Source organism: Subtercola sp. YIM 133946, from assembly GCF_036553535.1.
Classification (GTDB): Bacteria; Actinomycetota; Actinomycetes; order Actinomycetales; family Microbacteriaceae; genus Subtercola.
Genome location: NZ_JAZHPE010000045.1, coordinates 221,749 through 244,086, shown reverse-complemented (window position 1 = coordinate 244,086; position 22,338 = coordinate 221,749). Strand labels below are relative to the sequence as shown.

Annotated in this window: 21 protein-coding genes; 6 read left to right on the top strand and 15 right to left on the bottom strand. The window is 66.5% G+C overall.

Annotated elements, in window-relative coordinates; genetic code table 11:
- Positions 1-24: 24 nt before the first annotated feature.
- Genes V3W46_RS15215 through V3W46_RS15180 form a run of 8 tightly spaced genes read right to left on the bottom strand, consistent with a single transcriptional unit; the run spans position 25 to position 7,732 of the window.
- Positions 25-879: an SDR family NAD(P)-dependent oxidoreductase gene (locus V3W46_RS15215; protein ID WP_331783979.1), complete on the bottom strand. Its 855-nt coding sequence runs from the start codon at positions 877-879 to the stop codon at positions 25-27.
- Positions 876-1,709: an SDR family NAD(P)-dependent oxidoreductase gene (locus V3W46_RS15210; RefSeq protein WP_331783978.1), complete on the bottom strand. Its 834-nt coding sequence runs from the start codon at positions 1,707-1,709 to the stop codon at positions 876-878. The genes V3W46_RS15215 and V3W46_RS15210 overlap by 4 nt, the downstream gene beginning before the upstream one ends.
- Positions 1,696-2,271 (bottom strand): nuclear transport factor 2 family protein, encoded by a 576-nt coding sequence (locus tag V3W46_RS15205; RefSeq protein WP_331783977.1) that lies wholly within the window; start codon positions 2,269-2,271, stop codon positions 1,696-1,698. The genes V3W46_RS15210 and V3W46_RS15205 overlap by 14 nt, the downstream gene beginning before the upstream one ends.
- A complete protein-coding gene (locus V3W46_RS15200) occupies positions 2,268-3,839 on the bottom strand; it encodes an AMP-binding protein (protein ID WP_331783976.1) in 1,572 nt (523 codons plus the stop codon). The genes V3W46_RS15205 and V3W46_RS15200 overlap by 4 nt, the downstream gene beginning before the upstream one ends.
- Positions 3,836-4,669: an amidohydrolase family protein gene (locus V3W46_RS15195; RefSeq protein ID WP_331783975.1), complete on the bottom strand. Its 834-nt coding sequence runs from the start codon at positions 4,667-4,669 to the stop codon at positions 3,836-3,838. The genes V3W46_RS15200 and V3W46_RS15195 overlap by 4 nt, the downstream gene beginning before the upstream one ends.
- A gap of 38 nt (positions 4,670-4,707) precedes the next feature.
- Positions 4,708-5,574 (bottom strand): MaoC/PaaZ C-terminal domain-containing protein, encoded by an 867-nt coding sequence (locus V3W46_RS15190; RefSeq protein ID WP_331783974.1) that lies wholly within the window; start codon positions 5,572-5,574, stop codon positions 4,708-4,710.
- A gap of 32 nt (positions 5,575-5,606) precedes the next feature.
- On the bottom strand, positions 5,607-7,214 hold the full coding sequence (locus tag V3W46_RS15185) for a class I adenylate-forming enzyme family protein (protein ID WP_331783973.1): 1,608 nt from the start codon (positions 7,212-7,214) through the stop codon (positions 5,607-5,609).
- Positions 7,211-7,732, bottom strand: a complete 522-nt coding sequence (locus V3W46_RS15180) for a nuclear transport factor 2 family protein (RefSeq protein WP_331783972.1) — start codon at positions 7,730-7,732, stop codon at positions 7,211-7,213. The genes V3W46_RS15185 and V3W46_RS15180 overlap by 4 nt, the downstream gene beginning before the upstream one ends.
- A 147-nt stretch (positions 7,733-7,879) precedes the next feature.
- On the opposite strand from V3W46_RS15180, the gene V3W46_RS15175 reads away from it, so the two are divergent.
- The 3 genes from V3W46_RS15175 to V3W46_RS15165 all read left to right on the top strand — a co-directional run bounded on the left by V3W46_RS15175 (position 7,880) and on the right by V3W46_RS15165 (position 12,084).
- A complete protein-coding gene (locus V3W46_RS15175; RefSeq protein WP_331783971.1) occupies positions 7,880-8,710 on the top strand; it encodes a PaaX family transcriptional regulator in 831 nt (276 codons plus the stop codon).
- Positions 8,711-8,836: 126 nt separating this feature from the next.
- Positions 8,837-10,909 (top strand): 3-hydroxyacyl-CoA dehydrogenase NAD-binding domain-containing protein, encoded by a 2,073-nt coding sequence (locus V3W46_RS15170; RefSeq protein ID WP_331783970.1) that lies wholly within the window; start codon positions 8,837-8,839, stop codon positions 10,907-10,909.
- Entirely contained in the window at positions 10,906-12,084 is a 1,179-nt protein-coding gene (locus tag V3W46_RS15165) for an acetyl-CoA C-acyltransferase (protein WP_331783969.1), read from the top strand. The genes V3W46_RS15170 and V3W46_RS15165 overlap by 4 nt, the downstream gene beginning before the upstream one ends.
- Before the next feature lie 192 nt (positions 12,085-12,276).
- On the opposite strand, the gene V3W46_RS15160 is transcribed toward V3W46_RS15165, so the two are convergent.
- The 7 genes from V3W46_RS15160 to V3W46_RS15130 form a co-directional block, all read right to left on the bottom strand.
- On the bottom strand, positions 12,277-13,056 hold the full coding sequence (locus tag V3W46_RS15160; protein WP_331783968.1) for an ABC transporter ATP-binding protein: 780 nt from the start codon (positions 13,054-13,056) through the stop codon (positions 12,277-12,279).
- Positions 13,053-14,066, bottom strand: a complete 1,014-nt coding sequence (locus V3W46_RS15155) for an ABC transporter ATP-binding protein (protein ID WP_331783967.1) — start codon at positions 14,064-14,066, stop codon at positions 13,053-13,055. The genes V3W46_RS15160 and V3W46_RS15155 overlap by 4 nt, the downstream gene beginning before the upstream one ends.
- 5 nt (positions 14,067-14,071) lie before the next feature.
- Positions 14,072-14,959, bottom strand: a complete 888-nt coding sequence (locus V3W46_RS15150; RefSeq protein WP_331784103.1) for an ABC transporter permease — start codon at positions 14,957-14,959, stop codon at positions 14,072-14,074.
- A 5-nt stretch (positions 14,960-14,964) separates the two neighbouring features.
- On the bottom strand, positions 14,965-15,963 hold the full coding sequence (locus tag V3W46_RS15145) for an ABC transporter permease (RefSeq protein WP_331783966.1): 999 nt from the start codon (positions 15,961-15,963) through the stop codon (positions 14,965-14,967).
- Positions 15,960-17,543 carry an ABC transporter substrate-binding protein gene (locus V3W46_RS15140; RefSeq protein WP_331783965.1) on the bottom strand — a complete coding sequence of 528 codons (1,584 nt, stop codon included), beginning with the start codon at positions 17,541-17,543 and terminating at the stop codon, positions 15,960-15,962. The genes V3W46_RS15145 and V3W46_RS15140 overlap by 4 nt, the downstream gene beginning before the upstream one ends.
- Before the next feature lie 64 nt (positions 17,544-17,607).
- Positions 17,608-19,095, bottom strand: coding sequence for an alpha/beta hydrolase domain-containing protein (locus V3W46_RS15135; RefSeq protein WP_331783964.1), 1,488 nt, complete (start codon positions 19,093-19,095; stop codon positions 17,608-17,610).
- 183 nt (positions 19,096-19,278) lie between these two features.
- Positions 19,279-19,722 (bottom strand): VOC family protein, encoded by a 444-nt coding sequence (locus V3W46_RS15130; RefSeq protein WP_331783963.1) that lies wholly within the window; start codon positions 19,720-19,722, stop codon positions 19,279-19,281.
- A gap of 95 nt (positions 19,723-19,817) precedes the next feature.
- Between V3W46_RS15130 and V3W46_RS15125 the strand changes: the two genes are divergently transcribed.
- The 3 genes from V3W46_RS15125 to V3W46_RS15115 all read left to right on the top strand — a co-directional run bounded on the left by V3W46_RS15125 (position 19,818) and on the right by V3W46_RS15115 (position 22,327).
- On the top strand, positions 19,818-20,360 hold the full coding sequence (locus V3W46_RS15125) for a MarR family winged helix-turn-helix transcriptional regulator (RefSeq protein WP_331783962.1): 543 nt from the start codon (positions 19,818-19,820) through the stop codon (positions 20,358-20,360).
- Complete coding sequence (locus tag V3W46_RS15120) at positions 20,357-20,782, top strand: PaaI family thioesterase (RefSeq protein WP_331783961.1); 426 nt, start codon at positions 20,357-20,359, stop codon at positions 20,780-20,782. The genes V3W46_RS15125 and V3W46_RS15120 overlap by 4 nt, the downstream gene beginning before the upstream one ends.
- Before the next feature lie 87 nt (positions 20,783-20,869).
- Positions 20,870-22,327 carry a benzaldehyde dehydrogenase gene (locus V3W46_RS15115; RefSeq protein WP_331783960.1) on the top strand — a complete coding sequence of 486 codons (1,458 nt, stop codon included), beginning with the start codon at positions 20,870-20,872 and terminating at the stop codon, positions 22,325-22,327.
- Positions 22,328-22,338 lie beyond the last annotated feature (11 nt).

The window sequence follows — 22,338 nt, the reverse complement described above, 5'->3', positions numbered from 1 at the left end:
CCGACGAGCGAAGGAATGTTCGGGTCAGGGTTGCGGCAGCGGAAACGCCGAGATGCCACCACCGTCGACGGGCAGCGCCTGGGCGGTGATGTATCCGGCACCCTCCGAGGCGAAGAACGCGACTGCGGCCGCGATATCGTCGGGGTGCCCCACCCGGCCGACTGGAATGACGCGCCCGCGGGCGGCCTTGAGCTGTTCTTCATCAGAGGCTGTGCCCTCGAACATGCCCGCACGGCTGGTCCACACCACGCCCGGACAGACGGCGTTGACCGTGATGCCCCACGCCCCGACATCCGTCGCGAGCGCCCGGGTGAAACCCAGAACGCCGGCCTTCGATGCCGAGTACGCAGTGGCGTGCGGCAGAGCGTCGATGCCGGCCATCGAAGCGATGTTGACGATGCGCCCGTAGTGATTCTGGCGCATCTGCGCCACAGCGAATCGGCTCATCAGGTACGTTCCGCGCAGGTTGATGTCGAGCACCGTGTTCCAGGTGGCCGTTCCGAAGTCGGAGATGTCGTTGCGGTCGGCGCCCTGCGGCGCCGCGGCATTGTTCACCAGAATGTCGAGGCCGCCTCCGAACGCGGCGGCCTCCGCGACCATGCGCTCCGCGTCCGCCTCATCCGAGATGTCGCCGAGAACAGCGGATGCCCGGCCGCCCGCCTCGCAGATCTGCGCCACGAGGGTCTCAACTCCGTTCCAGCCGATGCCCACTACGCGGGTCTCCTGGCCGACGTTCGGCACACCCGAGGGCTTGAGGTCGGAGACCACCACCGTGACGCCTGCGGCGGCGAGCGTCCGGGCGACTGCTTGTCCCATACCATCGGCCTTGCCGCAGCCGGTGACGAGTGCGACCCGCGCCCGGGTGTTCTCCGAGGTCACTTCGCGCCTCCCGATGTCGGTCCGGCCTGGCCCGACGAAGAGAAGGCGGGGCCGCCGCCGTCGACAGTGAGTACCTGTCCGGTTATCCAGCGCGCCCGGTCACTCGAAAGGAACAGTGCCGCCTGAGCGATATCCCACACAGTTCCCTCGGTTTTCAGCGCCGTCGCCGCTGCGCGCACCGCGCGGTCCTCCTCAGAGAACACACGAGCCGCAAAGGTCGACCAGATCACGCCCACGCGCACGGCGTTCACCCTGATGCCGTTCGGCGCAAGGGTCGCCGCTGCGCCGACGGTGAGCTGCTCGAGGCCGGCCTTGGCGACGGCGTAGGGCATTCCCGGGCCGCGTGAGGCCGCGGCACCCGACGATGTCGTCACAACGGTCGAGCCGGGGGGCATGACGGGGTAGGCGTGCCGCATCAGCTGCCACGCCGTGGTGAGGTTGAGTTCGAGAATCTGGTCCCACTGCTCGCGTTCGACGTCGAAAATTCCCTCGACGTCGCCACGGCCGATGGTGGTCGCGAGGGCATCGAGCGTTCCGTACCGCTCGAGCGTCTCGGCGACAGCTCTGGCGCAGTCGGCATCATTCGACGCGTCTCCCGAAACGGCGAATGCCTCACCGCCCTCAGCGTGAATGAGGTCGACGGTCGCTCGGGCCGCCGCCGGGTCGCGGTCGAAGACCGCCACCCGAGCACCGTTCGTCGCATACAACCAGCTGATCGAGAATCCGACGCTGCCCGCCTGTCCGCTGAGCCCTCCGCCCGCCACGAGGGCGGTGCGGCCGCGCATCGAGAGCGCATCGGCACGCGCGAGGTCATCGTCAGTGGTCGTCACTGTGAGATCCTTCTCCTGGAACGAGGTCGCGGCGCGGAGCGACGAGGAACATACGCTCTTCGGAGATTCTCCAGACGCCCTCCTCGGTGCGGTGCAGCACTGCCGTCTCCTGCGCGAGAACGAAGATCTGCGGCTGGCGCAGTTGACGGGTGACTCCGTTCTCGTGAACGGTCAGTTCCCACACGGTCATCGAGTATCGCGCGCGCATCGCGTCGCCGTCGGGTTGGATGATGAAGTTCGACGGCACGTGCAGCGTACGTCGACCGGGGTACATGAAACGGAATCTCCGAGCACTCTCAGCCGCCGCCTTCGGCCCGCGCAGCGGCTCGCTCGCGCCGACCTCCCAGAACTCGAGATCGTCGGAGTGCAAAGCGAACGCGGCGTCGATGTCTCCCTGATCGAGCAGATCGCAGAACGCTGCGATCACCTCTTGGCATGCGACGATGGCGGCTGCGATCCTGGCGTCGTGCTCGAGCCCCACCGTCATGTGGTCGATGAACGGCAAGCCACCACCAGCGGGTCCACCGCCAGTGCCGTCATCTGTGCCGGCGAAGTCGATCATGCCAAGGCCTCTCTGTCGGTGACACCGGGCCCGAACGGGCTCTCGCGCAGCTTGTACTTCTCGACGCGCTGAGTCGGCGTGCGGGGCAACTCGTCGAACACCTCGACGTAGCGTGGCACCATGAACCGCGGCAACGAACGGGCAGACCAGACGAAGAACTCGCCGGGGTCGAACGTCGCCTCGGGCGCGAGAACCACACACGCCTTCACGTCGTCTTCGCCGAGCGGCGAGGGCACCCCGATCACAGCCACGTCTGCCAGGCCGGGGAAGTCACGGATGGCCTGCTCGAGCTCTGACGACGAGATGTTCTCCCCACGACGGCGCAGCGCGTCTTTCTTGCGGTCGACGAAGTAGAAGAAGCCGTTCTCGTCGCGTCGCCCGATGTCGCCCGAGTGGAACCACAGGTCGCGCCAGGCTTCGACGGTCTTCTCGGGCATCCCCCAGTAGCCGGAGGTCATCGAGTCGGCCCGCATCGGCCGGGTCACGATCTCACCCGCAACGCCGTCGGGCACCGGTTCGCCCTCGTCGTCGACGATCTGCATGGCGAATCCGGCCACTGGCCGCCCGAATGAACCCGGGGGCAGGTCGTCTGCCCAGTCGTAGGTGATGATGCCCGATTCGGTCGCGCCATAGCCGGTGATGAACCGCAGGTTCCAGCGTTCGGCGCCGGCGGCGAGCACGTCGGGCGTCAACGGGCCGCCGAACGCGATCCGAGGGGCATCGCTCCACTCGTCGGGTGAGGGTTCGCGGCGGGCGAGAATACCCAGCATCGCCCCGATGAAGTTGATGTGCGTCGCGCCGACCCTGTCGAGCGTGGCCCAGAATCCGCTGGCCGAGAACTTGCGCTCGAGCGCGAGTGTTGCGCCCGCCTGCACCACCGCCATCGTCGTGAGGTGCTGAGCGTTCAGGTGGAACAGCGGCAGGCTGGTCGCGAACACGTCGTCGCCGCCAAGCCCACGGTTGATACGGGCATCCGCTGCTGCGTACCAGGCTGCCTGGTGGCTGATCATCACGCCCTTCGACGCTCCCGTCGTACCCGAGGTGTAGCCGATGACAGCCACGTCGTGAACCGAGACGTCGGCGTCGATAGGCGCGTCGTCGCCCGAGGCGAGCAGTTCGGCGTAGTCGAACACCTGCCGCCCGTCGACAGGCGCCACGCCTTGACCATCGATCACGACGATGGTCACAAGGGTCGGCAGGTCGGCGACCACCGCGAGCAGGTGCTCGAGCAGGGAGCGCTCGATGAGCAGATGTGCGGCCTGGCTGTTCGTGATCGCGTAGGCCAGAAACCGTCCGCGGAAGTCGACGTTCAACGGCGTCTCGACGACGCCGATGCGCGTGGTGGCGAACCAGGCCTCGATGAACTCGGGCCGGTTCGTCGACATGATCGCCAGGCGGTCGCCCCGACGCATGCCGATGCGCGAGAAAGCGCTGGCGAGCCTCGTGGTGCGCTCCGCAATCTCGGCGTAGCTGGTGTCGGTGCCGTCGAACCGCAGAAACGCATGGTCGGGGATTCGCCGGGCCTGGGCGTCGAGCATCACGCCGATCGTCTCGGGCTTCTCGGTCATGACCGAACCATATCCCTCAGCCCCAGAAGCCGAACGGCATTGTCTTTCAGGATGCCCGGCCGCACCGAGTCGCGGAAATCACTCTTCGCGAAGTCTTCGAGCCACTTCAGCGGCGGAATCACCGGGTAGTCAGAGCCGAACAGCACTTTCTCTTTCAGCAGGGTGTTCGCATACTGCACCAGCTGGGCCGGAAAATACTTGGGTGACCATCCCGAGAGATCGATGTAGACGTTCTCCCGCCGCGACGCGATCGACAGCGCAACGTCTTGCCACGGGAACGACGGGTGCGCCATCACGATCTTCAGGCCCGGAAAGTCGACGGCGACATCGTCGAGATAGAGCGGATCTGAGTACTTCAGGCGAACGCGGTCCCCGCCGCCCGACTGACCGGTGTGGAAGATCACAGGCACCTGCTGTGCCTCCAGCTCGGCGTAGAGGGGGTACACGGCCCGGTCGTTCGGGTAGAACTCCTGCAGGCCGGGGTGGAACTTGAATCCGCGGGTGCCGTGCTGCTCCACCAGGCGTCGAACGATCAGCGGCCCGTGTGCACGCGCGGGGTCGACGCTGCCGAACGGGATGAGCACGTCGTTGTTGGCGGCGGCGATCTGGGCGACCTCTTCGTTCGGCACGGCGGACCGGCCGAGCATCCGTTCGGCGTCGACAGGAAAGACGACCGCTGCCATGCCGATCGAACGGTAGTAGTCGGCGACCTGTTGAGCGTCAGGCGAGGGCCACGGATGTTCGGAGCGCCGCTCGTCGGCGGTATCGGCGATCGACGACTCGGCGTGCACGTGGATGTCGATCGCCGAGACCGACTCGAGGTCGATCATCGGTCGTCACCGCCTCTGTCGGGCAGGCCTGGCATGCGTCAGTCCTCGACTTCGACAAGACCGTCAGAGAGGCACAGCGTTCCGTCAGCCAGCGCGGTCTCGAAGCTGTACTGTCTTCTGCCCGATTCGCTGACTCCTGCGGAGAAGATGCGGGTGGTGATGGTGTCGTAGGGCGTCACCGTGCGGCTGAACCTGATGGCCAGTCGCTTGATGCGCCGCGGATCGCCGCCGGCTACAGTCTCGAGAACCGACCGCGTGGCGAAGGCGAAGGTGCAGTTGCCGTGCAGGATGATGCCGGGGAACCCTGCGCGCTGGGCGAACGTGTTGTCGCTGTGCAGGGGCATCACGTCGCCCGAAGCGCCCATGTAACGGAACGACTGGTCGACGTCGAAGCTCTGTGAGAGCTCCGCGAGGGGCTCGGGGTCGCGCACGTAATCGCGGGTGGGTGGCTCTTCACCCAGCTTCTCGGGCGAGATCGCGGTTCGGATGAACACCGTGACGAACTGGTCGACGACCGGCGTGCCGTCTTCGGTGGTCGTCTCGCCCTTCACCGTGATCAGCGATCCGGTCGAGCGCGGCGTGATGCCGATGGGCATCGCCCGCGTGACCAGCCTCATGCCGGCCTCGATGGGGCGGTGGAACCGGAAGTCCTGCTCGCCGTGCAGCCCGAGCAGACGCTTCGCGGGTGGCGGCATCTCGAGCGTGAGCGGTGCGATCACCTGGAAGGCCGGCACCACGTTGAAGACGGGCGGGGCGACGTCGCCCGAGACGAATTCAGCCCGGGTCTCGTTCGTCGCGTTGGCGTAGGCCACGAGGCGTTCACGATCGACCACGAAGGTCGAAGGCTCGCTCCAGATGAACAGGGGCTCGGTGTCGAAGGCAAGTTCGGGGTCGATGACGGTCATCGGTCAGATCCTTTCAAAAGTGGTGTCACACGTCATGCGCCGCTGACCTGCCGCTCGAGCGGCGTGGTCGACGGCCAGTACAGGTCTTTGATGAGCCGGCGCGAACGCTTGCCGAGCTCGTTGCGAGGCAGGGCGTCAGAGGTGACGACCAACTCAGTGGGCTTCTTCATCGAGCCGATCTGCGCCGAGCAGAAGGCGATGAGGTCGGCCGCTTCGGCGGCGGCTCCCGGCGCCAGCACGACGACAGCGTGTGGGGTCTCACCCCAGCGCGGGTGGGGCACGCCGACCGCGACGACGTCGATGACATCAGGATGCCGCAGCAGCGCATTCTCGATCTCTGCCGGCCAGATGTTGAAGCCACCCGAGATGATCATGTCGTCTTTGCGGTCGACGACGAACAACAGGCCTCGCTCGTCGATGTAGCCGATGTCGCTGCTGCGCACGAACCCGTCGGCAGTGATGCGCCTGGCGGTCTGTTCGGGGTCACCGTAGATGCCGAGCATCCGACCCGCAGTCGACACCAGAATCTCGCCGATCTCGCCGACGCCGAGCGGAGCGCCATTCTCGTTGGCGATGCGCACGTCGGCGTTCAGACAGGCCCGGCCCGCCGAACGGAGGATGCTCTCGTCACCGGCGACGCCCCTGGCATGGTCTTCTGGGGTGAGGCAGGTCGCAGGCAGGCACTCGCTCTGGCCATACGACTGGAAGAGGACGGTGCCGAAGGCGACCTGCGCCTTGCGCGCCGTCTCGACCGAGATGGGCGCACCGGCATACATCAGCGCCCGGATGCTCGACAGATCACGCGTCGCGACGTCAGGGTGACTGGCCAGCATCTGGAGCATCGTGGGCACCATGAAGGCGATGCTGCAGCGCTCCTGCTCGATGATGGCGAGCGCCTCGCCCGGCTCGAAATGCGGCATCACCCTGATTCCGGCGCCACGCGAGAGAAGAAGGTAGACGACCGTCGATGCGGCGTGGGTCAGCGGCGCCGCGGCGAGGTAGATGTCGTCGGAGGTGACGCGCGGTAGCAGGGCGGCGTTGTCGAGAGTGACCGACACCCAGCTGCTGTGAGAGTGCATCGACGCCCGGGGCGAGCCACCCGAGCCCGACGAGTAGGCCAGGTGCAGAAGGGTGTCGGGCGTCACATCGACGTGCGCGTCGGTGGCGTCGCTCTCAGCGAGCATCGTCTCGTAGTCGACGAACCCAGAGTCGTCGTGGTCATCAGCGCTGCTGCGGTCATCGCGGCTCACGCTGTCGCGCACGATCACCAGGTCGAGAGCCTCGAGCAGTGCGCTGTCGCCCTTGATCTTGTCGTAGTAGACACCGTCGACGATCAGAACCCGCGCACCCGCCGCAGCGATCATCTCGCGGTGCGTCTGTGAGCTGTTCATCGCGTGCAGGGCGACTCGGTTGAAACCGCCGAGGGCCAGGCCGAGCATCCATTCGAGCGTGGTGACGTCGTTGGCGCCGAGGGTTGCGATGCGATCATCGAGCTCGAAGCCGCGTGCTCGCAGAGCGTTCACCAGCCGGTGCGACCGGTCACCGACCTCCGCGTAGCTGAAGGCTCGCACGCCGTTCGAGATGGCAGTGTTCGACGCGAAGTCGCGCAGCGAGCGCCTGATGAGGTCGGCGATGATCACGACTGGGCCTTCGCGCCTGGGCCGACCGGAGTCCCCTCTGGGTCGGCGTCGGGGCGCACCATGCGAAAACGCATCGCTGAGAAGCGCCAACGGCCGTCATCGCCTCTGCGGTACGTGCAGGTGTACTGCCCCTCCTCCCAGATGCCGTGGGCCGGAAAGTCGCCGCCCGCATAGGCCTCGGTGTGGAAGCGGTGCCAGGTCCACCTGCCGACGGCCTCGTCACCGTCGGCGGTGACGACAGGCGAGCTGAGCAGATAGCTGGCCCCGCGCAAGGGCGAGTTGACCATGTGGCTGAAGTGCTCGGCGATCGCCGCCTCGCCCTGTTTCGCACCATGGGTGCGCATGTCGATGACGGCATCCGAGTCGAAGTATCCGGCGAGCGTGTCGAACTGGCGGTCGGCGACGGCGCGAACGAACGTGGCATGCAGGGCACGAACGGCCTCGGCTGATTCGAGGTTCTCCGTTCGGCGCTCGAGTGCGGCGACGGCCTGGGCGAGGCTCTCAACAGTGTCTGTCATGGAAGCAACGGCTCCTTTGCCGGATGGGGCGTCTGAGGCATTCGATCCGATGCCTTGAGGCGAACGTACTACATTTGCTAGACGAACGTCAACCATTCGTATTATGTCTGACGAGGCGCCGGCGGGCGCGCAGTGTACGCTTCGTCTATGTCGATGAAGGCCACCGTCACCCCCGCCCCGCGACGAACGAAGACGCTGCTGCTCACGATCATCGGCGAGATCATGGTGCCGGTGAAGCACTCGGTGTGGCAGGAGGTGCTCGTCGAGTGCCTCGGCACCCTCGATGTCACCGTGGCCGCCGCGCGGCAGGCCGTCGCCCGGGCCGTGGGCGACACCTGGCTCACGAGCGAACGCATCGGCCGGCGCTCACTGCTGACGCTGACCGAAGAGACTGCTGCCGGGCTGGCCGAGGGCCGCGAGCGAACCTGGAACTTCGGCAAGCCGCGCGAGTGGGATGGCCAGTGGCTGTTCGTGGCTCTCACTGTGCCCGAAGAGAGTCGGGCACTGCGTCACCACTTCCGCACCGAACTGGCCTGGCTCGGCTTCGGCTCGCTCGGCAACGGACTCTGGATCTCTCCGCACACCGAGAACGAGAAAGCCACACTCAAACTATTGGGCTCGTCCGACGGACCGAGCGACGCCTTCGTCTTCAGCTCGGCGCAGGCCGCGAGCCACACGCCGCGTGAGCTCGCCTCAGCCGCGTGGGACCTGGCCGGGCTGCGCCAGCGGTTCGACACGTTCTGCGAACGGTTCGAGAACGAGCGCCCGCAGACCCCCGGCCAGTATTTCTCGGCCTGGATCGACATGCACACGAGCTGGCGCCACTTTCCACTCTTCGACCCAGAACTGCCCGACCGCCTTCTGCCTCGCGACTGGCCTCGCCACCGGGCCGTGCAGCTGTTCCACGAGCGCAACGCCGAATGGACACCGCCGGCGATGGCGTTCTTCGATGGGCTCGAGGCCGAATCGCAAGCCTGATCGGCGGGGCCCATCGGGCAGGTCGCTTCGCGTATGACATTTTTGCAATGATCGTCATCACGCTGTAGTGTTTCGACTGGTTGTCGTGGCGTCTGTCGCGACGATGCGCTCAGCGAGGAGACCTGCATGACCACCCAGTCGATCGTCGCCAGCGAGAATGTTGCTGGAATAGTCACCATCACTCTCGACCACGCCCCAGTGAACACGCTCGGCCGGTCGCTGCGCCGAGCCCTGCTCGCGGCACTCGAGCGCGCCGAGCACGATGACACCGTCACCTCCGTCGTCATCACCGGCACCGGGCAATTCAGCGCGGGCGCCGACCTCGCCGAGTTCGACAGTGGCGAGGGACTCGCCGAGCCCACGCTTCACCTCACCATCACGGGGTACCTCGATTCGATGTCGAAGCCCACCATCGCGGCGATCGAGGGGGTCGCCCTCGGTGGTGGTCTCGAACTCGCACTCGCGTGCAGTGCCCGGGTCGCTCATCCGGATGCCCGGCTCGGCCTGCCCGAGACGACTCTCGGTTTCATGCCCGGAGCCGGGGGCACGCAGCGTCTGCCGCGCGCGATCGGCATCGAAGCCGCCCTCGACCTTATTGTCACCGGCCGGTCTGTCACCGGCAGCGAGGCCGCCGAGCTGGGCCTGGTGCAGCGGGTCGACGAGCGCCCCGTCGAAGCCGCACGAGCTCTGGCCGTCGAACTGGCCGCCGTGACTCCGCGACCTCGGTTGCGCGACCAGCCGATCGCCGAGCCGCTGGCCGAGGCGTTCGTCGACGTGGCCCGACGAGCTGCTAACCGGAGTCCGCGCGCGAACGCCGGTGTCAAGGCGGCGCTCGAGGCGCTCACCGCGGCGGCCACCATTCCGTTCGATGACGGTCTCGCGCTCGAATTGGCGCTCTTCGAGAGGCTCGCCGCACAGCCCGAGGCGCGCGCCGCGAGATACCGATTCCTGTCAGACCGGGCTGCGGGCAGGGTCGCAGCGGTGCCCGACATGCCGAGCATCCACTCGGCGGTTGTGGTGGGGGCCGGCACCATGGGGAGGGGCATCGCGCTCGCCCTGCTTTCGGCGGGGGTGCCGACGACGGTGGTCGACACGTCGGCTGACGCCCTCGGTGCCGCCACGACAGCGCTCACCGCCGAGCTCGATCGGGCCGTGGCAAAGGGGCGGCTGTCGGCCGATCGCAGAGACGCGCAGCTCGGTCTGCTCGACACCTCGGTGAGTCTCGCCGACGCGGCGAGAGAGGTTGACCTTGTCATCGAGGCGGTCTTCGAGAACCTCGAGGTGAAGCAGGGCGTGTTCCGCGAGCTCGACGGCATCGTACGGCCGGGCACGATTCTGGCGTCGAACACGTCATCGCTCGACCTGAACCAGCTCGCCGGGGTGTCGGCTCACCCGGGTGACGTGGTCGGCATGCATTTCTTCAGCCCGGCGAACGTCATGCGGCTCGTCGAAGTGGTCGACGGCGCCGCGACGACACCCGCCACCCTCGCCGCGGCGGTCGCACTGGTGAAACAACTGCGCAAGCTGCCGGTAGTGGCTCAGGTCGGGCCGGGATTCATCGGCAACCGCATCTTCGACCAGTATGTGCGCCAGGCACAGCTTCTGCTGCGCGAGGGCGCGACGCCGCAGCGGATCGATAGTGCACTCGAGAAGTGGGGCATGGCGATGGGGCCATTCCGGGTGCTCGACCTGGTGGGCAACGACATTCCGTGGCTGGCGCGTAAGGCGCAGGCCGCTGCCACCGCCGATGCCCCGACCCAGATCCCCGATCCTGCTTGGCAGGTGGCAGACGAACTCGGCGAACGCGGATGGTTCGGCCGCAAGTCGGGGTCGGGCTGGTACCGTTACAGCACCGATGGCAGCGCTGAGCCCAATCTCGCGGTCTCTGAGCTGCTCGCACCGTTCTCGGCCGCCGGTGCACCGACCGACGAAGAGATCGTCGACCGCTGCATCTTCGCCCTCGTCGTCGAGGCCGCCGCCGTTCTGCACGACGGAATCGCCGCGTCGAGCGCCGATGTCGACACGGTGCTGGTCAACGGATACGGCTTTCCGGCCACCAAGGGCGGGCCCTGGTTCACCGCAGAACTCTACGGATTCGATCGTGTCGGGGCAGCCGTCGAGCGGTGGAACGTTGAGACGGGCGACCCCTTCTGGAACAGTCGGCTGCTGCCGGCCACATCATCGGAGAACCGCTCATGAGAAACGCCGTCATCGTGTCGACCGCTCGCACTCCGCTCGCTCGGTCGTGGACAGGCGCCTACAACCTGACCCACGGGGCGGCGCTCGGCGCACACGCCATCACCGCCGCGCTCGGCCGGGCCGGTGTGGAACTCGACCGAATCGACGACGTCGTGCTCGGCTGCGCGAACCCCGAGGGCGCCACTGGTGGCAACATCGCCCGCCAGGCCGCGCTGCTCGCAGGCCTGCCGACATCGACCGCCGGCGTCACGGTGAGCCGCTTCTGCGGCTCGGGGTTGGAGGCGATCGCCACGGCGGCCCAGCGGGTCATGACCGGCCAGTACGACGTCGCAGTCGCCGGCGGAGTCGAGTCGATCAGTCTGGTGCAAGAGCACATGAACCAGTTCAGCGCCGTGGATCGCGCACTCGCCGAGCGCGTTCCGAGCATCTACTGGCCCATGCTTCGCACCGCTGAGACCGTCGCCGAGCGCTACGGCATCGGCCGCGATGCCCAGGACGAGTACGGCCTCTCCAGCCATCTGCGGGCCGCGGACGCCGCAGAAGCAGGGCGGTTCGACGCCGAGATCGTGCCCATCACCACCCGCATGGCCAGTACAAATCGAACCACCGGGGTGACGAGCATCGTCGAGACCGAGACGACGCGTGACGACGGCATCAGGGCCGACTCCACCCTCGAGGGCCTAGCAGGCATCCGGCGCGCCCTGCCTGGCGGCACCGTCGCCGCCGGCAATGCCAGCGGATTCTCCGACGGAGCCTCGGCCTGCGTGGTGATGAGCGAAGACGAGGCCGAGCGCCGTGGTCTCGAGCCGCTGGGCAGGTTCAGCGCCTACGCCGTGGCCGGCGTCGATCCCGACGAGATGGGGGTGGGGCCGGCGGTCGCCGTGCCGAAACTGCTGCAGCGCGCCGGCCTCACCGTCGGTGACATCGATCTGTGGGAACTCAACGAAGCCTTCGCCGTGCAGGTCATCTACTGCCGTGACGTGCTCGGAATCGATCCCGGCATTCTGAATGTCGATGGCGGAGCGATCGCGATCGGCCACCCCTACGGCGTCTCGGGTGCCCGGATGACCGGCCACGCCCTCATCGAGGGTCGTCGCCGGGGCGCCCGTCGCGCCATCGTCACCATGTGCATCGGAGGCGGCCAGGGCGCTGCCGCGCTCTTCGAGCTGGACTGACCGCAGGCGCACCACGGTTTCAAGCATTCTGGACACCGCGGGCGCGGCACGCCGCTTCAGTCTCGATGGACTCGCCGCGCTCCAGAGTGAAGACCTGCGTCTGGCGTCGGAGCGGCGCGGGCGCGACGTGGCGGCAGAACAGGCTCGCGCACTGGTCAGCTGACCCGCGGCTGACGGAGCAGGTGCGCCCGGTCAGCGCGTGAAGGTGGTCGAGGCGAGCAGCTCGCGTGTGTAGTCGGCCTCGGGCGAGTTGAAGATCTTCTCGCGGGTGCCCGTCTCGACGACTGCGCCGTGGCGCATGACAACCACCGAGTCGCTGACATGGCCGATCACCGCGAGATTGTGGCTGATCATGACGAGCGAAAGCCCACGTTCGACCCGCAGCCGCAACAGCAGGTTGACGATCTGCGCCTGCACCGAGACGTCGAGCGCCGATGTCGGTTCGTCAGCGACGAGCAGGGTCGGCTCGCAGGCGAGGGCCCTGGCGATCACAACGCGCTGGCGCTGCCCGCCGCTCAGCGACCGGGGGTAGACCGAGGCCTGGCTCGAGCCGAGACCCACCTCATGCAGCAGGTCGACCGAGGTCGCCTGGGCCTGCTTGCGCGACTGTCCCAGTACGACCCGGGCCGCCTCGGCGACCGCCTCTCCGCAGGTCAGGCGTGGATTCAGAGCAGCGTACGGATTCTGGAAGATCATCTGCACACGGTTCGAGCGCGCCCTTCCGGTGTCGAGCAGGTTCTCACCAAGCACGGTCACCGAGCCTGTCTGCGGCCTCAGCGCGCCCGCAATGATGCGTGCGACGGTCGACTTGCCCGACCCGCTCTCGCCCACGATACCGAGCGAGTGGCGCTCGGCCAGGCTCATGCTCACGCCGTCGACGGCCGGCCGGGCATCCTCACCGTACGAGAACGTGATGTCGTCGAGTTCGACCACCGTGGGCGCAATCACCCTGTTGCCGTCGAGGAGTGTCATGCGCCGACCTCCCCCTGAATCTCACGCCACCGGATGCACGCGACCTCGCCCCCGTGCGGCGACGGTTCGGCGGGCGGTTCTGTCGCGAGGCACTGGGGCCGGGCGTGCGGGCATCGTGCCGCGAACGAGCACTCAGACCTGGCCCACTCCCGCGCCGCAGGTGGCTCGCCGGGAATAGGCGTCAGAGCCTGCCCGAACGGTACGGCGCTGGGATCGGTCGCGAGCAGACCGGCGGAATAGGGGTGTAATGGTCGCCCGAGAACGGCGTCGGTTGCGCCCGACTCCACCACCCTGCCTGCATACATGACATGTACGCGATCGCACACCTGCTCGATGACTCCGAGGTCGTGTGAGACGACGATGACGGCAAGGCCCTCTTCTTCGCGCAAGCGTCGCAGCACACGCAGGATCTCCTTGGCCACCGTGGCGTCGAGTGCGGTTGTCGGCTCGTCGGCGATGAGGAGCCGTGGCCGCGTCGCCAGGGTGAGTGCGAGCATCACTCGTTGTTGCATTCCGCCGCTGAGTTGGTGGCCGTACTGCCCGAGCACGCGCTTCGGGTCGTTCAGCTGAACCTGCTCCAGCAGCTCGACCGCACGGGCGTGCCAGCCCTGTGCTCGATCTTCGGCATTGCGGGTCAGGACTTCTTTGAAATGCGCCCCCACCTTGCGCATCGGATTGAGCCCTGACAGCGAGGCCTGTGGCACGAATCCGATGCCCGACCGGCGCACCGAACCCCAGTCGGACTGCCGCCCGTCGGTGATCACGCGCGAGTCGTAGGTGATCGAACCCGACTCTATGCGACCGCCGTGATACGAGATCATGCCGGTCAGTGCTCGGCACAGCAGCGACTTTCCGGCTCCGCTCTCGCCGACGACGCCGACCGCCTCACCGGGGCCGATGCTGAACGAGATCGGCCCGACCGTCACTTTACCGGCGACCCCGAACACAAGGTCGGTGACCTCCAGCAGGGGTGTGACTGTGTGTGCGACGGTGTTCTGTTCGGTCTGCATGAGTGTCATTTCTGGTTCTGCCTGTTCAGGATTCCGTTGACCGACAGCGAGACGGCGATGGCCGAGAGGAGAATGGCGCACGCGGGGAAGAAGGTCACCCACGGAGCCGTCGTGATGATCGACTTGCCCTCGTTCATGATCGAGCCGAGCTCGGGCGTGGGCGGTAGCACTCCCGCCCCGAGAAATGCCAGGCCACCTGTCAGAGCGATGATCATGATGCAGTCGGTCATCGCGTAGGTCAGCACCTGCGACGATACGTTCGGCACCACGTGCTTGAACACAATACGACGCTTCGAGTAGCCCATCAGCTGCGCCGACAGAATGAAGTCCTCGCTCATCACGCTGGTCGCCTGTGTTCTCGAGATGCGGGCGAAAATGGGCCAGCCGGTCAGGAAGATAGCGATCATGAGTGCCGGCACACCCTGGGGAATGCCGAGCGGACTCCACGTCGGGCCGATCGAGAGCACGATGAGCAGCACGAGCAGAATGAACGGAATCGAGATGATGGCGTCGGTGGCCCGCATCAACAGCGTGCCCCAGATCGATCGCCTGGCCGAGCCGGCCAGCACGCCGAGCGTGGTGCCCACCACGAGCGAGAACCCCACACCGACGATGGCGATCGAATAGTCGAGACGGATGCTCAGCGCGACCCGCACCAACAGGTCACGTCCGTACTGGTCTGTGCCGAAGAGATGCGCCGCAGAGGGCCCTTGCAGGATGCTCGCCGACAGTGCATTGGGGTCGTAGGGGCTGATCACCGGCACGAACACCGAAGTCAGCACGAGCACGACCAGAATCGTGATGCCGGCCGGCAACTCCCAGCCGGTCTGGAACCGGGCGGGCCGGGCTTCGGCCGAACGGCCGCGTACCAGCGCATGGGTGACGGCGCTCATGTTGCTCACTTGACCAATCTGCGTCGGGGGTCGGCCACCAGAGTGAGCAGGTCGCCGACGGTCGTGATGAGAACGACCAGCACGGCGACGACGAGAGTCATACCGGCGACGGTCGGGTAGTCGCGTGAGAGAACGGCGGTGTTGATGGCCTGGCCGAAGCCCGGCAGACCGAACACCACCTCCACGATGATCGCGCCGCCGATGAGAATGGCGGCGCTGTAGCAGAGCAGGGTGATCAGCGGCACCGACACGACGGGCAGCACATGGCGGAAGGCGATGCGCAGCGACGAGACGCCCCGGCTGCGTGCGGCATCCACATACTCCTGGCCTGTCGCGTCACGAGTGCTGCGAAAGACGCTGCGGATGATCGGCGAGACGATCAGGATCGCCAGGGTCACGGCGGGCAGCACCAGGTGCTCCACGATCGTCACCGGGTTGGTGCCCCAGCCGCCGGCGGGAAACACCTTGAAATTGACCGCCAGCAGATAGATCAACAGGGTGCCCACGACGAACGGCGGTAGAGCGATCAGCAGCGACGTGCCGACGCCGACCGCCTGGTCGTAGCCGCGCTTCTGCGAGAAACCTGCCGCCAGGCCGATGGGAATGCCCACAACGACAGCCAGAACGATGGCCGAGAGAATCAGCGTCAGCGTAATGGGCAGCGACTGCGCGACGATCGACGAGACAGGGCGGCTCTGCACGATCGAGGAACCGAGGTTTCCGGTGAAGAGCTGCCCGAGGTTGCGGCCGACCTGCACCAGAAGCGGGTCATTGAGACCCAGCTGCTGGTTCAGGCGGTCGATCGATTCTTGCGAGGCGGCGTCACCCAGGATGTTCGAGGCGGGGCTGCCTGGCGCGAGGCGGATGAGAACGGTGGTGATGAGGGTGACCGTGACCACGACGCCCACCAGCTCGAGGAGCTTGCGCACCACGATGCGCCACAGCGTCGCCACCGGCAGCGCTCGCCGCTGCACGGGTGTCGTGGTCACAGTCGCGGCGGTCATGGCAGGGTTGCCACATCCGGCACGCCGGTCGGGGAGAAGAAGATCTGGTTTGCGTACTCCGCCTTCACCGCCGAGATCTGCGGGTTCGACAGCAGTGGAACCCACGGCACGTCTTGCGCGAAGACCTTCACGACGTTGGTCAACGCCGTTCCCTGGTCAGCCGACGATGCTGTGTTGGCTGCGAGCAGAGCAGCACTGATGGTGGTGCTTGGCCATTGGCTGAACATTGCCTTCGTCGGTCCCTGTGGGTTGAGCATGAGCGCGAGGGTCGGCGAGTAGCCGAATGCACCTCCACCGGTCAGCACGATCTGGAAGTTCTTGGCGAAGACCCGGGTGTTGAAGGTCGTCTGGTCGACACTGACGATTGTGAGCTTAATACCGATGGCAGCGAGTTGCTGCTGAAGAACCGTGGCTGTCGAGGCGGCCGTCGCGGTGGCGGTGCTCGTCAACAGTTCGAACGAGCATCCTGTCGCGCACGCGGTTCCGGCGAGCTCGGTCTTCGCCTTCGCCGTATCTGCGGTGGCCGAGAAGACCTGGTTCGCAGCGTCGGTCGAACCCGGGAAGTTCGGAGCGAGCGGCCCGGTCTGCGGGTCTCCCGTTCCGCTCGAGACGATCTGGGCGAGCTGGGTGCGATCGATCGCGTCGCCGATGGCCTGGCGAACCTTCACATCAGAGAGAATCGGGTCGCTGTCGTTCGGCGTGACAACCGAGATACCCCACGACTCGTTGATCTGCGTGCTGTCGGTTCCACCGGCATCGAGGGTCGCCACACGGGTGGGCAGTACCTGGGTCGCCCAGTCGAGTTGGCCGGAGACCAGCTGGTTTGCCGCCGCGTCGGCGTCGGCGATGACGTTGAAGGTCAGCTTCTGCACCGACGGCTTCGGGCCGGGGTAGTTCGGGTTGGCGACGAGCGTCGCCGTGTTACCCGTGATGTCACCCTGAGCCATGTACTGGCCCGCCATCACCGGGTTGGTGACGAAGTCGGGCTTGTTCCACGAGTCGGCCGGCAGGATCGCAAAGGGAAACTGCGACAGCTGAGCCTGGTAGTTCGGGTTCGGGTTCGCGAAGGTGAACTTCACTCCATCTGTACCTGATGCCTCTACGCCGGTGATGCCGGCGTAGAAGAGAGCGCCGATGTTCTTACCGGTGAGGTCGCGAGTGTAGGTCGCTACGACGTCGTTCTGGGTGAGCGGCGTGCCATCGGAGAACTTGAGATTCGGCTTCAACGTCACGACCGCGCTCAGGCCGTCATCGGCCAGCGTGCCCGATTGCGCCAGAGCCGGCACCACGTCACTCGACGAGCCGGGTACGGCGGCGAACAGATTGCCTCCGAGCAGATGAACGAACCAGACGTTCTGCTGGAGGATGGTGTTCGCCGGGTCGACGCCGGTGATCGGGCCGGGCATCGAGACCGTGAGGTTGTCGACCGACGACACGGTGGTGGCGGTCGGGGTCGGGCCCGCGTCACCGCCCCCCGTGCATCCGGCCAGCAGCAGGGCAGCGCTGCCCGCGATCACCGCCAGCCCGACCCTCGACCAGTGCCTCGGCCTGAAGGAGTGTTCAGTAGTGCGTCTTTGCATCTCAATCTCCATAGTTGTTCGGTGGTGCTGTGTGGTCGGGTGGATCGGCGAGCGTGCCACGTCTTCAGGCGGGCTGCAGAAGCTCGGCGGCCGTGCCCCAGGGCGGTCTCGCGTGCAATTGCTCGGTCAGCTCGCGCGCTTCGGGTTCGAGCAGCCATCCCGCGTCGACCATGCTGTCGATATGGGCGGATGCACGATTCAGGTAGGTCTCGAAGCTGCCGTAGAGAGCGACCAGCTTCTCCGTCGTGAACCGAATACGCTGGCCACGGATGTCGGCGACGAATTCGGGGCCGGGAATGGGCACCCCCGGCGGGATGTCGACGCAGCCCGGCTTGGGTGTGCTGTGAGGCAGGTAGGTGGAATCGGGAATCTCAACCCAGTGCGTGCGGATTCCGCCGATGGCGTTGCCGTGTCTGTCGCGCCAGAGCGGAAACGCGTGGCTCCACAGCCCATGCGGACCGAGTTCGCGGAGGTCGAGCACCGTGAACGGCTCAACCCGCGGCGGCACGCACCCGTCGCGAACCCATCGATCCATCAGCTCGAACAGCGCCCGCACGATGAACGTCATACGCAGATCGGTGGGCTCCTCGTTCATCTCGGCCCGCGGGCGGGTGAAGCCGAGCATCTCGAGCTGAACGGGTTGGGTCGACTGCATCTCGGGCCCAGCCGGCAGCTGATGGTGCGAGCCCCCGGGAATCTGGTAGAGCCGGTACTCGTCACTGGGTTCGTCGGAATCCGGGCGGCCGAAACCCGCATTGCTCTCGGCCTCGAACTCGCTGAGGATCTCGAAGACGGGAACGCCGACGTTGTCGAAGAAGCGTCGGTGGTCGGCCTCCGGCAGCACCGGCGAACCGTCGCTGATGGGCCAGTAGCCGCGAGGCGGGTCACCGGCGCCCGAGATGCAGACGAGGTAGCCCGAGACCGCGTACGACCCGTCGGCGAGCCGGCACTCGGCGTGAAAGCCCTCGTTCACGAACGTGCGGATGATACTGCCGGTTGCTGACCATCCCGAAAGGTAGAGGCGCTCGACCGTGCGGCCGCCGAGCAGGGCGGTGCCCTGTTCCCCGCGCAGAGCCGCCGCCACGTCGCCCATGATGCCGTAAGCCAGGCCCCCGTCGGGGATCGACAGCTCGGCGTACCGGGTGGGGTTGATGACGTCGCGCATGCGATTCACGGGGAAGGGATAGACCGAGACGCCCACCCACGCGGCACCGGAACGCGCGATGTACGGAGCGACGGCGTGCCAGCTGATGCCACGGTCGTTGTCGAGGTGCAACGGTTCTAGGTGAACAGTGCCATCGAAGTCGGCTGGGTCTGTTGGCCGGCGCACGATGATGCGGGTGACGTAGTCGACGCCCTCACTGCGAACGACGCGCTTGAAGGCGGCGTCGTAGTCGTAGACCGTTGCCGCACCGTCGACGAGATACTCGTCTTCGACGTAGCCGACCGCGCCCAAATCGAATCCCGTGTTCGAGTCGGGCAGGTAGGAGGGCCCGAACATGGTGTCGGCCGCACTGACGGCCAGTGGTCCCCGAATTCGGATGTCGCCCATCAGTGCCCTGCCCGCATCACGGCTGGGCACTGCGCCTGCCAGTCGGTGTCTGACTGAACCATCGTTGGTCCTTTTCTGTGGGCTGTCTCGGCGACCATTCATGGCCGAGAAACTACTGAGATGTCTAACTGTAACTCTCGGTTTGTCACTTTACAAGTAACTAACGATCGAAAGCAATCTGTATTACCTGAGAGGTCGCAGGCGAATGTCCTCCGCACTGCGTCGGTACCCGTGGCGAACGTAACAGCCGATCTTGTTGCGGTCAGGATCGTAGGCGAAGACCCGCGCCGCCTGCCCAAGGGTGGTGAGCTCACCGTGCTCGAGACCGAGCCGGTCGAGCTCGGCGGCCAGGTCGTAGACCGCCTGTTCATCGGGCAAGGATAGCGAGAACAGTGGATAGGGGGGCGGATCGGCGGCGCGCGCGGCATCGACCCAGAGCACGATGCTCGGGCCACCGCCCTCGCTCTTGATGGCCCAGTTGACGACACCGTCGGGGCCGGGGAAGTCGAAGTCGCGTTCATATCCGAACACGTCGTGCCAGAAGGCAAAGCTGCGCTCGAGATTCGACACCGCGATGCGAACATGGTGAATGTTGTCATTTTCGAGAAAAGTGTGGAAGGTTTTCATGAGATGTCTAATATATTGAGACAGCAATTTTCCTGTCAACGATTCCGTCTCGACGAAGAGGCCCCCATGCACGTGTTCGCACCAGGCAGTACCCGATGAACGACTCGACCTTCGCCGAGGGCTACAACGATCTGGCCCGCGTCGCCGCCCGGCGCATGTTTCCCGGTGTGGACCTCGACGCGATGGAGCTGGGCTTCAACCTGATCCGTGCGGCCAACAAGCTGCAGCAAGACCTCGAGAATCACGTGCACCGGCCCGCCGGAGTGACCTGGGCCGCCTTCCGGGTGCTGTTCACCATCGGCGTCTCGGGGGAGATCTCGCCACACCAGATCGCGCGGCTGTCGAGCATCTCACCGGCAAGCGCCACCAGCGTTCTCAACACGCTCGAGAAGTACGGGTACATCCATCGCGTTCCGCATTCTGAAGACGGCCGCTCGAAGGTGTGCACGCTCACCGAACGGGGCGCCGAGGTCGTTGCGCAGCTTTTCGAACGCAACAACCACCGCGAGGCTGAGTGGCGCGCCGCTTTGACAGACCATGAACTGCGCGAGACCGCGCACGGCCTCAAGAAGCTGATCGCATACCACCCGGCCGATCCCGACCCCGACCAGGCGACGGCGTGGGAGAAGATCAGATGAACGAATCGCTCGTCGAGTCGCCCCTCGACACCGTGCTGGCGCTCTACGAGAAAGACGATCTCGTGCGAGGTCTCGGCATCACTATCGTGAGTGTCGATGCGGGCCGTGTCGAACTGGCACTCGAGCCGGGCGCGCACAGCATCAACAGCCACAGGATGGTGCACGGCGGGGTGCTGTTCATTCTGGCCGACACTGCGTTCGCCTACGCCTTCGCAAGTCACGGGCGGGCCGGAGTCACCACACAGGCGGATATTGCCTTTCTCTCACCGGCGACACCGGGTACGCGGCTCTGCGCCGTCGCCACGGAAGTGCACCGCCACGGTTCGCTCGGCATCTACGACGTGCTCGTCAGCGACGCCTCCGGGCGGGGTATCGCCTCGTTCCGCGGCCAGGGGCGAATACCTCGTCAGGCCGCGGCCTGAGACCAACGAGCATCCGCCGCGCCCGGCCGGCACCAGGCTCGGCCGCAACACACCGATACATGACAAACCCGACACGGAGGAGTAACCATGACACTGCTCGACGCAGAAACCTGGCAGGGCAAGATCTATCTCGACGGCTGGATAAGCCCGACCGGCGGCACGCGAGCTGTCGTCTCGCCGTCGACCGGAGCTGAACTCGGCGTCGTCGGCGTTGCCAGCGTCGACGACGTACTGCGGGCCTCCACCCGAGCGGCCGAGGCCCAGAAGGACTGGGCCAGGCGCACCCCTGAAGACCGCGCGGCGGTGCTGCGCCGGGCCGGTGATCTGTGGAACATGCATGCAGCCGAGATCGAGCTGTGGAGCGTGCGCGAGGCGGGATCGATCGCAGCGAAGGCCGCCCTCGAAGTGCACACTGCCGCGAACGAATGCTACGAGGCCGCAGCATTGCCCACCCACCCGAGCGGCTCTGTTCTGCCGTCGAATGACGAACGCTGGAGCTTCGCCCGGCAGCGGCCCGTCGGCGTGGTCAGTGTGATCGCGCCGTTCAACTTTCCGCTCATCCTGTCAATCCGCTCGGTAGCGCCGGCCCTCGCCCTCGGCAACGCCGTGCTGCTGAAGCCCGACCCCCGAACGGCGGTCTCCGGCGGAGTCGCCCTGGTGCGCGTGTTCGAGGAGGCCGGACTGCCCGCCGGCGTACTGCAGCTCGTCAATGGCGGGGTCGACGTCGGCGAGGCCGTCGTGTCGGCTCCCGAGGTGCGGGTGGTTTCGTTCACCGGGTCGACGGCTGCCGGCCGCAAGGTCGGCGAACTCGGCGCCCGTCATCTGAAGCGCACCCACCTCGAGCTCGGCGGCAACAATGCACTCATCGTGCTGCCTGGCGCCGACCTCGCACTGGCGGCATCGGCCGGCGCCTTCGGTTCGTTCATGCACCAGGGTCAGATCTGCATGACGACGGGCCGGCACCTGGTGCACGAGAGCCTGCACGACGACTACGTAGCCGCTCTGGCCGAGAAGGCTCACCATCTGCCGGTCGGCGACCCTGAGACAGGGCAGGTCGCGCTCGGCCCCCTCATCGATGCCGGGCAGCTGCAGCGCGTCGATGCAATCGTGCACGACACCGTCGCGGCCGGGGCGACCCTGGCGGCGGGTGGTAGCTACACCGACCTGTATTACAGCCCAACCGTGCTCGCCGACGTACACACCGACCAGCGGGCCTGGGCCGAAGAGATCTTCGGGCCGGTCGCCCCCGTCCTCGCGTTCGCGTCGGTCGACGAGGCCATCGAGGTGGCACGGGGCGTCGAGTACGGCCTGTCGCTCGGAATCCTCGGCGACGTCGGCGCGGCCATGCGAGTGGCTGATGCCGTGCCCAGCGGCATCGTTCACATCAACGAGCAGACGGTCTCTGACGAGGCCAACGCTCCCTTTGGCGGGGTCGCTGCCTCAGGCACGGGGTCGAGGTTCGGCGGCGCTGCCGCGAACATCGACGCCTTCACCGAGACGCAGTGGCTGACGGTGCGACCCGAGATCGCGACCTACCCGTTCTGAGCGGGAGCCAG